Source organism: Terrisporobacter mayombei (assembly GCF_020748465.1).
Taxonomy (GTDB): Bacteria; Bacillota; Clostridia; order Peptostreptococcales; family Peptostreptococcaceae; genus Terrisporobacter; species Terrisporobacter mayombei.
In genome coordinates, this window is the sequence record NZ_JAHZMP010000078.1 from 1 (window position 1) to 548 (window position 548).

Sequence of the window (548 nt, forward strand, 5' to 3'; positions counted from 1 at the left end):
GCCAACGCCCATAATGCGGGCAGTTGCCCGGCATCCAACGCCATTCATGGCCATATCAATGATTTTCTGGTGCGTACCGGGTTGAGAAGCGGTGTAAGTGAACTGCAGTTGCCATGTTTTACGGCAGTGAGAGCAGAGATAGCGCTGATGTCCGGCGGTGCTTTTGCCGTTACGCACCACCCCGTCAGTAGCTGAACAGGAGGGACAGCTGATAGAAACAGAAGCCACTGGAGCACCTCAAAAACACCATCATACACTAAATCAGTAAGTTGGCAGCATTACCGAAGAGTTCGTGCAATTTCCGGCGGAGAAAATTGAGGCCGTTTGTCATGCCATTGCCGCTCACAGTTTCAGCGCGCAAATCGCCCCCTTAACAACGGAAGCTAAAATCGTCCAGGATGCGGATCGGCATGAAGCCCTGGGGGCGATTGGCCTGGCGCGCGTATTTGCCGTTTCAGGGGCATTGGGCTTCGCGGCGTGTTGTTGCCATGGTCCGGTGCGCCATCTTGCTGCTTTCTATCGCTTCGTGGTTTCATCTCACGTGCTAA

2 protein-coding genes are annotated in these 548 nt (G+C 54.2%); one reads left to right on the forward strand and one right to left on the reverse strand.

Annotated elements, in window-relative coordinates; all coding sequences use genetic code 11:
* On the reverse strand, positions 1 to 228 hold a 228-nt coding region (locus K0039_RS20405; RefSeq protein ID WP_001396637.1), incomplete at its 3' end, for an IS1 family transposase.
* A gap of 64 nt (positions 229 to 292) precedes the next feature.
* Between K0039_RS20405 and K0039_RS20410 the strand changes: the two genes are divergently transcribed.
* Positions 293 to 548 (forward strand): HD domain-containing protein (locus tag K0039_RS20410; RefSeq protein ID WP_331476802.1); only part of this gene is annotated, 256 nt, incomplete at its 3' end.